This is a genomic window from Olsenella porci, assembly GCF_009695875.1.
Lineage (GTDB): Bacteria > Actinomycetota > Coriobacteriia > Coriobacteriales > Atopobiaceae > Olsenella_H > Olsenella_H porci.
Map to the genome: position 1 here is coordinate 39802 of NZ_VUNC01000008.1, position 13553 is coordinate 53354.

At 63.4% G+C, this 13553-nt stretch carries 10 protein-coding genes; 7 read left to right on the forward strand and 3 right to left on the reverse strand.

The window, feature by feature from the left end; translation table 11 throughout:
• Positions 1 to 95: 95 nt before the first annotated feature.
• Entirely contained in the window at positions 96 to 2453 is a 2358-nt protein-coding gene (locus FYJ68_RS09205) for a helix-turn-helix transcriptional regulator (RefSeq protein WP_229772174.1), read from the forward strand.
• A gap of 188 nt (positions 2454 to 2641) precedes the next feature.
• Positions 2642 to 3238 (forward strand): hypothetical protein, encoded by a 597-nt coding sequence (locus FYJ68_RS09210; protein WP_154435981.1) that lies wholly within the window; start codon positions 2642 to 2644, stop codon positions 3236 to 3238.
• Positions 3239 to 3681: 443 nt separating this feature from the next.
• Here FYJ68_RS09210 and FYJ68_RS09215 read toward each other — a convergent pair whose 3' ends face one another.
• Together FYJ68_RS09215 and FYJ68_RS09220 are read right to left on the reverse strand one after the other, a co-directional pair.
• A complete protein-coding gene (locus FYJ68_RS09215; RefSeq protein ID WP_154435983.1) occupies positions 3682 to 4197 on the reverse strand; it encodes a pyridoxamine 5'-phosphate oxidase family protein in 516 nt (171 codons plus the stop codon).
• A 207-nt stretch (positions 4198 to 4404) separates the two neighbouring features.
• Positions 4405 to 6363 (reverse strand): NAD(P)/FAD-dependent oxidoreductase, encoded by a 1959-nt coding sequence (locus FYJ68_RS09220; RefSeq protein ID WP_154435985.1) that lies wholly within the window; start codon positions 6361 to 6363, stop codon positions 4405 to 4407.
• Positions 6364 to 6723: 360 nt separating this feature from the next.
• On the opposite strand from FYJ68_RS09220, the gene FYJ68_RS09225 reads away from it, so the two are divergent.
• The 3 genes from FYJ68_RS09225 (at position 6724) to FYJ68_RS09235 (ending at position 9957) form a co-directional block, all read left to right on the forward strand.
• Positions 6724 to 7299, forward strand: a complete 576-nt coding sequence (locus tag FYJ68_RS09225) for a TetR/AcrR family transcriptional regulator (protein WP_195837787.1) — start codon at positions 6724 to 6726, stop codon at positions 7297 to 7299.
• Positions 7300 to 7506: 207 nt separating this feature from the next.
• Entirely contained in the window at positions 7507 to 7758 is a 252-nt protein-coding gene (locus FYJ68_RS10010) for a hypothetical protein (protein ID WP_229772167.1), read from the forward strand.
• A gap of 771 nt (positions 7759 to 8529) precedes the next feature.
• Complete coding sequence (locus FYJ68_RS09235; RefSeq protein WP_154435989.1) at positions 8530 to 9957, forward strand: ATP-binding protein; 1428 nt, start codon at positions 8530 to 8532, stop codon at positions 9955 to 9957.
• Positions 9958 to 10467: 510 nt separating this feature from the next.
• On the opposite strand, the gene FYJ68_RS09240 is transcribed toward FYJ68_RS09235, so the two are convergent.
• Positions 10468 to 11472, reverse strand: coding sequence for a 2-hydroxyacid dehydrogenase (locus FYJ68_RS09240; protein WP_195837789.1), 1005 nt, complete (start codon positions 11470 to 11472; stop codon positions 10468 to 10470).
• 170 nt (positions 11473 to 11642) lie between these two features.
• Here FYJ68_RS09240 and FYJ68_RS09245 point away from each other — a divergent pair, with 170 nt between their 5' ends.
• Entirely contained in the window at positions 11643 to 12368 is a 726-nt protein-coding gene (locus FYJ68_RS09245) for an SDR family NAD(P)-dependent oxidoreductase (protein WP_195837790.1), read from the forward strand.
• Positions 12369 to 12636: 268 nt separating this feature from the next.
• Entirely contained in the window at positions 12637 to 13497 is an 861-nt protein-coding gene (locus FYJ68_RS09250) for a DegV family protein (RefSeq protein ID WP_154435995.1), read from the forward strand.
• The last annotated feature ends 56 nt before the right edge of the window (positions 13498 to 13553 follow it).

Consider the following 13553-nt stretch of genomic DNA (forward strand, 5'->3'; position numbering starts at 1 on the left):
TTTGCGGGAAGAGGGCAAGGCCTGCACCTAATAGAATCGGTGACGAGGACATCTGCGTCGCAAATCTCTATGGGTGGTGGTTTACCTTGGTAAAGATGGTTGCCCTCGAGCTTGACGAGATTATCTGGGCGCAGTGGAGCTACACGCGCCTGGCGTTTATATGTGCACCCCTGGGCTTTGGCAAGACCGAGTTTGCCCGTCGCATGCTCCAGGACCAGGACGTCCTTGAGATCGATGCCGAGAGGGACGATGTCACCAAGCTCGTGACCACGCAAAACGCCAGCAGGTATGACGCCGTCCTCCTGGACAACATCCATGACGACCTCTCGACTGCAGAGGGGTCGAAGCTCTCGTCCGTCATCAGGCAGTGCGACAGAACGCGCTTTGTCTTCACGTCCCGCGCACCGATGCCCGGATGGCTCACCCCGTTCTTTGCCAAGGGTGAAGTGCTTGTCGTGACCTCTGAGGACCTGTACTTTACGGACACGGACATCGCGCACCTCCTCGCCGCGAACAACCTTACGTCCACGCCCGAGCTCGTCGAGAGAATCGCCGACGTAACGTCTCGCTATCCCATGGCGGTATCGCTCTCCGTCGCCCACATGCTGCGCGGCGATGGCGACGCCTGGGAGAGAAGCCTCTTCAAAGAGGTGATGTGCTACTTCGATGCGGAGTTCAGGCGGCGCTTTAGCCCCAGGGTGCAAGAGCTCTTGATGCTCGTCCCCTTCTTTGACTACATCGACAAGGATCTGGTCTTGGGGGTGCTTGGGGAGGAGGACGGCAAGGAGCTTATCGACGTACTCCAGCACACCACATGCTTCGTCACCCCCGAGGGTGACGCATGGGCGGTAAACCCGGGCGTAAGGAAGTTCTTCGAGTGGGAGCGTACGCGCCGGCATGACGACGCCTCGTATTATTCCGTCATCGACCACGCAGTCGACTACTACGTGACGCACGGGAGCTACATCAGGGCCCTGGAGCTGTGCTCGCGCACGAAGAACAACAAGCGCATGCTCGCCATCCTGGAGGAACACGCAAAGCTCAACCCCGGAAACGGCAGCTATTGTGAGCTCGAGCACTACTATCACGCCTTGCCCGAGGACGTTGTGTGCGCATCCCCCAGGCTCATGCGCATCATGAGCCTCCTGGACTCCATGCTCATGGACACCGTTGGCTCCGAGCGTTGGTACTCGGAGCTCGAGGACTACGCGCATGCGCCCCAGCGAACGCCCGAGGAGCTCAAGATCGCCAACGCCAACCTCGCGTACCTCGACATCGCGCTGCCCCACCGGCGGCTGACCAGTCTCACCGACGCCGTGGCCGCACTCGCGAGGGTCAATGCCAGCAACGATCCCGAGCTCATGCCGTCCATGACAAGCGCAATGCCCAGTGTCATCAACGGCGGGCGTGACCTCAGCCCCTGGGTTTCCTCAGACGAAGAGACCTGCATCCTCATTGGCAAGCTAGCCGGGCGGGCGCTTGGCAGGCTTGCCATGGGCTGCACCGAGGTGGCCTTGTGCGAGAGCAAGTTCGAGAAAGGCGAGGATGTCACGCCGTACATCTCCAAGGTCAACGCCGTCCTCCCCAAGATCAGGCGTAACGGAGACCCCTCAGTCGAGTTTGCCGCAACGGGCATTGAGTGCAGGAACCTCGTCGACCAAGGTGACGCGCGACAGGCACTCTCCCTTCTCGACCTCCAGCGCAGGCACCTGTTGCAGGTGAAGCCACACGAGTGCGGGCGCATCATCGCAAACCTCGATGCCATGCGCTGCCGCATCTGGCTGCGTTTGAACCAGACGGAACGCGCTCACGCATGGCTCGAGGAGAACGAGCCAGACCTCTCGAAGCCCCTCGACTTCCTGAACCGCTACATCTACAAGACCGTGAGCCAGGTTCTGATCTCTGAGTGCCGCTACGACGAGGCCCTGCGCCTCATGTCCACGCTCAGCGAATACGTGCAGTCCCGTGACATCTTCATTGACTTCATCAACTACAGCGTCCTTGCCGCAATTGCCACATGGCGAAGCAACAAGGGTGACTGGAGGAAATGGATGGTCCGGGCTCTCAACATGGCAAAGCGCTTTGGCTATGTGCGCACCATCTCGACCTACGGGGCTGCCGTGCTGCCGCTTCTCATCGAAACGCAAAAGCATGCCGAGGAGATGGGCGTCGATCCCAGTCAGGTGTCACGTCTCATCAAGACCACGCGTGTGCAGGCAACGCATTACCCCAACTTCATGGCGGTGCCCTCGGGCCCAACAGAGCCCCTCACCGACACGGAACTCCAGGTGCTACGCCTGATTTGCAGCGACAAGAGCAATGCCGAGATCGGCGAGATCTTGAGCATCAAGCTTCCCACGGTAAAGACGCACGTGAGCCACATCCTTGCGAAGCTTGATGTGAGTCGTCGCTCGCAGGCCGCAAGCGAAGCTCGGCGCCTTCACCTGGTGTAGGGCATGAGACAGGGGACAGGGCTTTGGCACGTCCCCCTGTCTTCCCACCGAGCCTACATATTGTCAAGCCGTCTCATACTTTGGAATGATGTAGACTCATCGGCCCTTCTATAGGATTCCTTTCAGAAGTTCGGGCACGCCTACCAACGAGCCCAACCAACCAGATGCTCTGAGAGAAAGGAATCGCAATGCTCAACACGAATCGCTTCGTCACCATCGGTCTCGCCTTCGCACTGGCCGCCTCTCCTCTCGCCCTCACGGCCTGCGGCGGCTCCAGCTCCTCTGACTCCGCAAGCGCGGCTGCCGAGTCCACTGACTCCGATAGCACCGCGACCGAGGAGGCAACCGCAGACAGCGCCGCGTCGAGCGACTCCACGGCCGCCGATAGCTCCGCGAGCAGCTCCGCCGGCCAGAGCTACTCCATCTCCACGAGCGAGATTACCGAGGCTTACATGGGTGCCTCCGAGGCAGGCGAGACCGTCTACTACGTGGGCAATGACGACGGCTCCAAGACCGGCATCTTCTTCCTCGACGCTGACAACCAGGCTAACGTGAGCTTCATGGGTCCCGCCACCGTGACGCAGCAGGATGGCGAGAACCTCGTCACCATCACCGACGAGCTCTCCGGCAACACCCTCACCTTCGGAGTTGCCAAGAACGATGACGGCACCATCACCATCGACATGGGCAACGAGCTCGGCAAGGCAACCCTCGCCCAGACTGACATTGCCGAGACGGTCGACGCCATCAAGACCATCCAGGCCAACTCCACGTCGATTCAGTAGGCTCTTTCCTACGCCCTTTCTCACCCCCTGGCCTTCCCAGGCCTTGACCCCCGGACGAACTCGACTCGTCCGGGGGTCGTCTTTTGTAACAAGGTAGGACGCTCTGGGTGGGCAGGCTAACGGCACCTCTCACACTGGTGGGGCGTCTGCCAAGCGTGGCGCGGCTCCGCCCGGAAGTGTGCCGTCTTGCGGGATCTCGCAAACAGCCATATTTGGTCAAATGCGAAGTCGCAAATCGCCAGAAATGGCTAAACGCGAAATCGCAAACGGCCAAAAATGGCGGTTTGCGACGCGGCAGGGGAGGGGAACGTGAGTCCCAAAGCGTCAAAACGAGATCCGCCTAGCCCTTGTCGGCAAAGTTTCGGATCTGCATCGTGACTCTGTCGGGCGAGGTGTGGAAATGGGCCTCTCGTATTGCGCGGTAATCTCGCCTGTTGTAGGTCCTACTCGCCCAGGTCAAGCCACTGACGTGCGTCGAACCCGCGCTTTCGTAGGGCGCTGCACAGGTAGTCGATGCGCAAGGGCGTCACCTCGATCAGGTGAAGCCGCGTGCGCATGCGCTCGAGCGACTCGCCGGTGAGTCCCCTCGCCTCCGCCGCTCGCCCGTACTCCTCTCGCATGGGGTCGACAATCTCTGCGGTACCCGTGACCTGCACACTCTCGAGCTTTCCAAAGTCGCACGAGGGGTTGAATACAGAAAGGCACACGCTTCGATTCTCCTTCAGGGCGTGGAACTTGAGGCCACCCTCGGAGAAGATCCAGAACCTTCCGTTTCGGTACGAGTATTCGAGTGGGGTGCAGCGGACGAGGTCGCTCGATGCCGTTGCCAGGGCGCAGACATCGTGCGTGCCGAGAAACGCGTCAATTGCCTGTCGCAGCTCCTCTTCGGGCATGCGGGCGGAAGCGGACTCTCGCTTTGTCCAGTAGCGTGCCGCCTCGTCAAACTCCTCTGGTGTCATTGCCAGCCCCTTCCATCGCTGTCCTCCGGTTTCGGACGGGCGTCTCGCGCCAGCCCGATGCGTCTATTCCGTCCCATGGTATGCGTCTCGTATCCCCGTCGTACGTTTCGGGAGGGCAGGGGAGAGAGACCCCACAACGTAGGGCGGGACGCACCCATCTGGGACGTCCCGCCCTCTCCTCGTTCGTTCGCTTGCCTACTTGCTTGCCTAGATGTAGAGGTCCATGTCCAGGCTGGTGGCGGCATAGAAGCCGTCACGGATGGCATCGCCGATCTTGCCAAGGCGACGGACGTCTCCCACCACACGGGTCTTATCGTGGTAGCGCGCGTCGATGGCGTCGGCGAGCGTGGTGTCGGGGCGCATGCCGAAGGCGTCGATCACGCAATCCGCGTCCAGGTGCTCGCGAGAGCCGTCGGCGAGCTCGACCGTCACGCCCGTAGCGTCAATGGAGACGACCTTGTTGGAGGTCCGGAGCTCCACCCCACCCTCCTGGAGGCGCCGCATGAGCGTGATCTTGTTGATGAAGAAGACGTCCTTGCCGCACTCGGGCAGCATCTCTACCACGGTCACCCTCTTGCCGAGGTCGGCGGTAAGCTCGAGGGCGCAGTCGAGCCCGGAGGCTCCACCGCCGCAGACGACGACCCTCTCGCCGGTCGCGCGGCTCGTCTCGCGCTCGAAGTCGAGCACAGGGACCACGTTGGCGCCGTCGAGGCCGGGGATCTTGGGGGCAACGGGCTTTGCTCCGGTGCCGACGACGATTGCGTCGGCGGACTCCAGCAGCGGGTCGTCCGCGCTGACCGCGTGATTGAGCCTCACATTCACCTTGTACTTGTCGAGCTGCACCCTGTACCACTCGACCAGCTTGCGGATGTTGAGCTTGAAGGAGGCGCTGCTGATGTCCCCGGCGGTGCCCCCCAGGTGGTCGCGTGCCTCGAGGAGCGTGACGCGGTGCCCCTCGATGGCGGCAACGCGCGCCGCCTCCATCCCCGCGACGCCGCCGCCCACGACCACGACGTCCTTGGGAGAGTTGGTGCGTGCGACCCTGAAGCGGACCTCCTCCATCGCGGAGGGGTTCACGGCGCAGCTGAGCTTGGTGTGGCTGTTCCAGATGCGGCCGATGCAGTACTCGTTGCAGCGCAGGCAGGGCCTCACGTCCTCGGGATGGCCCTGCTGCAGCTTGACGGGCAGGTAGGGGTCGGCGATGAGCGCGCGGCCAAAGTTCACGAAGTCGACCGTGCCGCTCTCGACGAGCCTGGTCGCGTCGTCCGGGTTGAGGGTGCCTGCCGTGAAGAGGGGAACGCTCACCGCCTTGCGCGCGGCGTCGCAGACGTAGCTCATGCAGCTCTCTCCCAGGTAGCTGGGAGGGAAGATGTAGTCGAGCGACTCGTAGCAGCCTGCGTCCACGTCGAAGGCGTCCACGCCCTCGCGCTCCAGGATCTTGAGCAGGGCGACGGAGTCCTCGATGGTGCGGCCACCGGGGAAGCGGTGGTCGAGCGAGATGCGGAAGATGACGGGCAGGGCATCGCCCACCGTGTCCTTGATTGCGTGGACGATCTCGACCGGGAAGCGGGCGAAGCCCTCCGGGGTGCCGCCATACTCGTCGGTACGGTGGTTCCATACCGGGCTCATGAACTGGTCGATGAGGTAGCCTGCGTGGGCGTGCACCTCGATTGCGTCGTAGCCCGCGTCACGTGCGACGCCGGCGGCAAAGCGGAAGCCATCCATGATGCCGGCGATCTCGTCCTTGGTGAGCGCGTGGCACTTGACGCTCGGGTCAAAGACCGAGGGCGTGTCGGACGACGAGATCGGCGGGTTGCCAAAGGTGTCCGGGAACGCGTTACGGCCCGTGCCGGGACTTATCTGGCACACGATCTTGGCACCGTAGCGATGGACCCCATCGCAGACGGACGTGAGCGAGGGCAGAACGGTGAAGGAGTCAAGGTAACCCTCCATCGAGCCCTGGGCGACCTTCGCGTTGAGCATCTGGCAGCCCATGAAGATGACGCCGGTGCCGCCCTTGGCTCGCTCGATGAAGTAGTCGACCTCCTGCTCGTCCTTCCTGCCGTTTGTGAAGGCGGAGTTGGTGCCCATCGGGCTCATTCCGATGCGGTTCTTGACCCGCATCCTGCCGACGGAAAACGGAGTGAACAGTGCGCTGTGGTCCATGCTTTCCCCTCTCCTCGGGATATCGCGACCTTGTGGTGCGACTTGGCGCTGACATGATGACGACGTTGTCCCATCGTCAGATGGCTTGCCCCCTGCCTGCCCTGGCGTGCGACGGCATGCAACCTTCGTCCCCGTTGGCGCATCGGTGTATGACTATAGTAAGGGAAGACCTTACCCAAGTAAGTTCAGGATGCTGATATTCTCTTGCCGGCACACGCGACGTCGTGGTCGTTCGCACATAATCATGAGGGCGGCATGGTCGCGGCGACTGCGGCGCGCTCATGCGAGCCCTTCTCACTGCGTTGGAACGACGCTGGTGCGAAGCTGTTGGTTGGTAATCGTCTGAGCTTTGGAGGGGCATTGGACAGGCAGCAAATCCAAGAGACTGCGCTCTCGCTCTTCAAGGAGCGCGGGTACTCCAACGTCACGGTCCAGGACGTCTGCGACGCCTGTGGCATCAGCAAGCCGACCTTCTACAGCCGCTTCCACTCCAAGGACGACATCATCGTCAACCTCTACGATGGCGTGTCAGAGCGCCTTGGGGACCAGCTTGGAGAGCTCATTGGAACGACGAGCGCGTGGGAACAGCTGCTCATCTGCTATGACACCATAGCCGACGAGACCGAGGGCGCTGGCGAGGAGCTCATGCGGCGCATGCTCATCACCAACCTGCGCGAGGACCACCACAGCCTGGACGAGCGACCCTATCTCAGCCGCACCATGACCTCGATCATCGAGCGTGGCCAGGCCAGCGGGGAGTTTGACAACCCTTCCGACGCCAGGCAGCTCCGCGAGGCGACGGACCGTATGTTCACGGGCTACTTCTGCTACTGGTGCATCAGCCGTGGGTTGCTCGATTGGCGCGTTGCCTTTAGGAAGAGCCTCGCCGCGGTTCTCGGCGTGCGCGGCGTGGGCCCGGGGGGAGCGCGGGACTGAGGGTCCTGCCCTGCGATCGCAGTGCTTGCCTCCTTGCGTATGCCGCCAGACAGCGCACCGGACTGCACGGGCATGGTCATTCCGCGTCCGGGCGCGTTGGCAGCTCGTTCGCGGAACGGTCACCGCGCCCCACTCGAGCGTATCCGATAATTCCATCGGATGAATCACCCTCGCCCCACGCCCGCCGCGCGATCGCCTTGGTCCGCGGTGCGAGCAAGCCCCGCTGGCGTTGACGCCACCTTGGACACCTCCGGCAACCAGTACATGATGGTCAACGCCATCCGCAGCCTCAAGTTCCACGGGACCTTCCTGCCGGTCGCGGCGGCCGGCTGCATCGACCACTTCGACGTGGGTGGCGACATCATGATGCCCATGCGCACTCCGGAGTGGTTTCCCGTGAAGTCTAAGAAGGGGAAGAGGCCGTCACTCCTCTTTCTTCCCGGAGCCTCATCGAGGTGAGTCCCGTGCGGACCTGGCTCCTGGCATTAGCAATCGACCCATGGCGGCAACTCGCCCGCGGGATGTGCCTGCGCGGGGAGCCTTCTGCCACCAGCAGGGAGCGGCTATAGATCTCCAGGCCGTCTATCCGCCCAAGCGCCGGGACGACTCTCTCGCCCGACGGTCGCCCGGCCTCCCGGGGCGCACGCGCGAGCGAGCTCCTGCCGGTCGGAGCCTAAGGACGGGGATAGCCGGAGGGCAAACGCGGCGAGAGCGCCCCCCGGAACAGCTGCTACCCGCCGCGCCCCTGCCGTGCACGTCCGGTGGAGGCGGGCATCGTCAACGGTCGGATCATGGCAGCCAGGTCCCGATGTGAGCGACCCCCCTGCCCCCGAGCTGAGGGCAGTCCCCCGTTCGACCAGTCGGCGGACCATCGGTCCCCGGCCTTGGCGAGAGACGCCCGACATGAGCGCTCAAGTCTGGCTTCCCCTGCCATTTGGGCCTGAGGCGGCGGCGGGATGGCAAGGAACTCCCGAGGTGTGCGCGCACATCGGGAGACCTCTGCAATCGAGGTTGCGGCTGCGGCGACCGTCGGGCATGCCGCCTGGGCAGACGCCGGGCCGTCTCGGCCCGTCGCCGACGGCCCGCCCTCCAGGCCGCCCGCGTCGGGCTCCCGCCGCCACCCCGCCCGCCGTCCAGGGGAGCGCGCCCCCTGCCGACTCTCAAATTGTATGATTACGAGTAGTATGAACGTAATCATACAAAGAACTCCAAGCGGGGAGGGGAAAGGCCATGTTTGTCGGTCGTGAAAACGAGCTTGCCGAGCTCGAGCGCCTGTACAAAAAGGGCGGATTTCAGATGGTCGTTCTCTACGGCCGGCGACGGGTTGGCAAGACGGCTCTAACGATGCGGTTTACCCAAGGCAAGCCTACGCTCTCCTTTACTGCGAAGGTCCAGAGTGACTCTATGAACCTCGCGGATTTCTCGCTCGCAATATACGGGCACTTTGGCCTCCCACGTGGCGTTGGCTCGTTTGACACGTGGGAGGATGCCCTGCGGTTCGTGGCGAGCGAAGTGGGAGACCAGCATCTGGTAGTGGTATTCGACGAGTTCCCCTATGCCGCCCAGAGGAATACGGGTCTCGTTTCCACGCTTCAGATCGCCTGTGATAGGTACTTTTCCGCGACGAACGTATTCATGATTCTTACCGGAAGCAACCAGGGGTTCATGGAAGAGGAGGTTCTGGGGTCTCGGGGGGTCCAAAGGAGTCTGGGCGAGAAGAACCCGTTGTTTGGTCGCCGTACGGCACAGATTCACCTTGCGCCATTTGGCTATCGCGAGGCGGCGCTCATGCTTCCAGGGGTGAGCCGCGATGACCTAGTTCGGTACTACGCAACGTTTGGTGGGACTCCGTACTATCTGTCGATGGTCGACCCTGGGGAGAACTTCTTCACCAATGTCGAGGAGTTGTTCTTTCGCAAGGAGGGCCTGCTCTACGAGGAGCCGCTCATGCTCCTGAGGCAAGAGCTGCGGGAGCCCGCAATCTATAGCTCCATCTTGGACGCGATTGCCTCCGGGGCAAACAAGCCGCAGCTAATTGCCGATCGAATAGGTGAGGAGCGGTCTTCCTTGACCAAATATCTGAGGACGCTCGTCGCGATGCGGCTCGTGGAGAAGCGCGTCCCGTTTGGGGAGAGTAGGGAGAGGTCGCGGAGGGGTATCTACCGAATCAGCGAGCCCGCGTTCTCCTTCTGGTATCGCTTTGTACAGCCGGAGCTTGACTCAATCGAGATGGATGCAGGGGAGCTGGTCGCCCACGACCTCCTGGGAAGCAGTGACATTCCCACCTACGTCGGACACTGGTTTGAGGAGATATGCTTGCAATGGGTGGTCGCAGAGGCAAAAGCAGGTGCTCTGCCGTTGCGGCCCGTTCATTTTGGGTCTTGGTGGGGGACTGACCCCTCGGCTCATGAACAGACTGACATAGACGTCGTTGCCGCGAACGAACGCAGGGGCGAGCTGTTGGTGGGGGAGTGCAAGTGGCGCAATCGGTTCGACGTCCGACAAGTGGCAAAGGACCTCTCTCACCGTGCGGAGCTGCTGGGGGCGTATGACTCCACGACCTATGCAATCTTCTCGCGCAATCACTTGGATAACGAGCTCAAGAGAGAGATGGGAGAGGGTTGGTTATTCGTGGACGCCGAGAGGCTGTACGAGTGATGCTCGTCGAACGGTAATCGTCGTCCCACTGCCGCCCTCGTTGCTTGAAGTACGTGACGTCAATCGCGTCAGCGTTGGACGCTCCTTGTTCCTCGTGGTCTATGAGGGTGGAGACAGTCAGCCTTACCGCTGTCCGGGTGTTCTGCCGGGTTCAGCGGTGAGGGAGTGGAATCAGCAATCGACCCATGGCAGCAACTCGCCCGCGGGGAGTGCCCACGCAGGGAGTCTTCTGCCACCAGCGGGGAGCGGCTACAAATCGTCAGGCCGTCCACCCGCCCAAACGCCGGGACGCCCCTCTCGCCCGACGGCCGCCCGGCCTCCCGGGGCGCACGCGCGAGCGAGTCCCTGCCGGGGGAGCGCGTGTCGGCGAAGCAAGCCCATGCCGGAGACCTCGTCCCGCGCGTACGCGCGGGACGCGCTTGCTGCCGGCGGGAGGGGTTGGGGGGAGATCGGGCGGCACTTCTCCCCTGCAGACATCGCGAGACGGGAGGGGGACTTCAAGCACCTCCGCTACACGCCGTTGACCACGAACTGGGGCCGGCGCCCGTCGAGCACGTCCTGGAAGCTCTCCCACACCATGCGGTGTGCGCGTCGAAAGCACCCCGCGGAGTTGCCCCCGATGTGCGGCGACAGGACCACGTGGCGCATCGCCTGGGGAGAGAGGCGCAGCACGGGGTTGTCGCAGGTCACCGGCTCGGGCGCCAGGGTGTCGATCCCGGCGCCGGCGAGGTGGCCGGACTCCAGTGCGACCGCGAGCGCGTGGTTGTCCACCAGCTCTCCGCGGGCGGTGTTCACCAGGATGGAGTCCTCGGGCATGAGGGAGAGGAACCTCTCGCCTGCCATTCCGCGCGTCTGGTTGGTGACCGCCACGTGCAGGGAGACGATGTCGCTCTGTGCCAGCAGCTCGTCCAGCGGCAGGTAGCGGACCCCGAGCTCCCGCTCCGTCCCCTCGTTGCGCCGATGCCGCGACCAGTAGGCGACCTCGCAGCCAAACGGTTGCAGGTGCCGTGCGACCTGGGTTCCGATGTCGCCAAGCCCCACGAGTCCCACGCGGCAGTCCGCGAGCTCGCGGTAGCCCCGCAGCATCATCTGCTCCTTCACCTGCATCTGCCGGCCGTCCCTCACGGCGGCGTCGCAGAACGCGGCATCGCGCAGGGCTGCGAGCATGAGCATCACGGTCTGCTCCGCCACCGCACTCGCGTTTGCACCCTTGCAGTTGCAGACGGGAATCCCGCGCCGTGCGGCTGCCTCGACGTCGATTGCGTTGTAGGCAACGCCCTCGGAGTGGATCAGGCGAAGTCCGGCATCCGCCAGCTCGTCGATGACCGACGCCCGCACGGGCACAATCGCGTCCACGGACATGAACTCGCAGCCGCGTCCCCGCCCAACGACCTCGTCCTCAGATGCGTCGCGCGACACAAAGACCTTCTCGCTCTCCATCGCAACCGGAACGTCCGTCGGCAGGTAGCGCAGGTAGCGCTCCCGTCCTCCCACAAGTAGCACCCTCGTTGGCACGCGTCCTCCCATCGCCGTCGCCTGAGGGGATTCTAGCCGCTCGGTCGTGTCTGGAAATACGTGCGCGAGTCTCCCGCCACCTCCCGGAAACAGGGGAGAGGAGCCGCGCCACGGGCAGCGACGGGGCTACCATGGGTGCATCCGACGGCCTTGGGGAAAGGGGACTTGCCATGCGCAACGACATCGACGGAGAGGTGGCACTGGTCACGGGTGCGGGTTCGGGCATCGGGCGGGCAATCGCGGTACGGCTCGCGGAGCTGGGCTGCGACATTGTGCTCGTGGGGAGGAACGCCGCGAAGTTACAGGAGACTGCCGCGATGGTTGCGGAGAAGGGGAGGACAGCTCATCCCATGCCCTGTGACCTCACGGACGCAGAGGCGATCGTTTCCCTCGTGCAAGAGGTGCGCGAGACCATCGGTCGCCTGGACGTCCTGGTGAACGACGCGGGGGTCATGGTCCGCAAGAGCCTGGAGGAGACCACGACCGACGAGCTCGACGCCATCCTGGCAACCAACGTGCGCGCCCCCTACATCCTGTGCCGCGAGTGCCTCCCCCTGCTGCGCGAGTCGTCGGCGGCGGAGATCGTGAACGTGTGCTCGGTGGTCGCCCACGAGGGCTACCCCATGCAGTCTGCCTACGCTGCGAGCAAGCACGCGCTCCTGGGCATGAGCAAGTCGCTGGCAAACGAGGTGTACGAGCAGGGCATTCGCGTTCATGTGGTCTCGCCCGGCGGCGTGCGAACGGCAATGGTGGGAGAGGCCCGACCCGACCTGGCGAGCGTGCCAATGATCGAGCCCGACGACATGGCGGACGCCGTGGAGTACCTGCTCACGCACCGGACCGATGCCGTGGTGGACGAGATTCGCATCCACCGCTCGACCAAGGCACCGTTCTAGCGGGAGGAGGGGTTTGCCCCTCGGATGCTTCGGGGCCACGGTGCCCGTGCGAAGTGACACGTGAGATGCTTAATCTCGCTGGTGAGAGTGATGCCGAAAAGGGGAGAAAACAGGCCGGCCCCGGGAGGATTCAGCGAGGGGCCGCGCCCTTCTCGCCTGCCTCGACGTGCCGTTCGCAAATAAGTTGTAGGGCCATAGCGGAGCAAATGCGTTCAAACTTGGACTCCTGCCATAATGAGTGTTCAATAACACGCACGGAGGGAGTCCTATGGCAGACTACATCCTCATGGCCGAGTCCGGATCCGACATCCACCAGGAGACCGCCCGGCGTCACGGCATCGTCGTGGTTCCCATGCACGTGAACTTTGGCGACCAGTCGCGCGACGACGACAGCTTTCCTCCCGAAGAGCTCTACGAGAGCTACAAGGCCACGGGCAAGCTGCCCCAGACCGCCGGCTGTTCGCCGCAGGACTTTACGGTGGCCTTCGACCGCGTGCACGCTGCCTACCCCACGGCGAAGATCCTCTACCTGGCCTACTCTGCTGCGACCACCATCTCGTTCCGCAGCGCGCACCTGGCTGCCGAGGGCAGGGACTATGTCATGATGATCGACACCAAGGCGGTGTCGTCCGCCCAGCGTCTGGTCGTGACCAACGTCGCGCGCATGCTCGAGGTTGACCCTGACGCCACCGAGCAGCAGATCGTCGACTTCGTGGACGACCAGGTGAGGCGCATTCGCTTTGCCTTCGTTCCTGGCGACCTCGACTACCTGCGCGCTGGCGGCAGGCTCTCCAACGCCGCCTTTTTGGGAGCAACGCTGTTGCGCATTAAGCCTACGGTCGAGGTAATCGATGGCAAGCTCGTCGCTACCAAGAAGCGCCGCGGCGCCATGGTAAAGTGTGTGGGCCAGCTGGTGGAGGACTTCGTCACGCGCGAACCCATGGACCTCTCGCGCGTCAATCTCACGTATACCTCGGGCAACGCGCCTGATCCGCTGATGCGTGCGGTTGTGGAGAAGATTCTCTTGGACCACGGAGCGCAGGAGATCGAGTGGGTCAAGTCCGGCTGCGTCATCGCCAGCCACTCCGGCCCGGGCTCGTTTGGCATCGCGGCGCTGGCGGCGAGGTAGCGGGTCACAGCCTTCCCCGTGGTTCGGCCTGGAAAAGCCATACGCCCCTGTCGTTC